This window comes from Actinotalea sp. C106, assembly GCF_023630195.1.
Taxonomy (GTDB): domain Bacteria; phylum Actinomycetota; class Actinomycetes; order Actinomycetales; family Cellulomonadaceae; genus Actinotalea.
Window position 1 is genome coordinate 1 of sequence record NZ_JALPKN010000630.1, and the last position, 598, is coordinate 598.

Sequence of the window (598 nt, forward strand, 5' to 3'; positions counted from 1 at the left end):
GGACCCCGCAGCGCGCTGCTCAGCCGCCACGGCGCGGTCGAGGCCGCCGGTCCCGACCACGGCGTGGCCTGGCACTACGGCGACCCGACCGCCGAGCAGCGCGCCCTCGAGGCGGGTGGCGCGGTGGTCGACCAGTCCCACCTCGGCGTCGTGACGGTCACCGGTCCCGACCGCCTGACCTGGTTGAACTCGATCACCTCGCAGGAGCTCACGGCTCTCGCCCCGCACGTCTCGACCGAGACCCTCGTGCTCAGCCCGCACGGCCACGTCGAGCACGCGGCAGCCGTGGTCGACGACGGCACCACGACCTGGCTGATCACCGCCGACCCGGCGGGGCTGGCCACCTGGCTCGACTCGATGCGCTTCATGATGCGCGTCGAGGTGGCCGACGCGACCGAGCAGTGGGCGGCCCTCGGTGAGCCCGTGGCCGCCGCGGCGGGCCCCGGGGAGCCGGTCACCTGGTGCGACCCGTGGCCGCACACCCTCGCGGGCGGCACCCGTTACGGCCGGCCCGACGACGAGCACCCCGGCCGAGAGCGTCCGTGGCGTCTGGTGCTCGTGCCCCGGGCCGGGCTCGAGGCCGCCGTGGTCGAGCGAA

At 75.9% G+C, this 598-nt stretch carries 1 pseudogene; it reads left to right on the plus strand.

Annotated elements, in window-relative coordinates:
- Window positions 1–15: 15 nt before the first annotated feature.
- Window positions 16–598: pseudogene (locus L0B03_RS18900) on the plus strand (folate-binding protein); the annotation flags it as partial.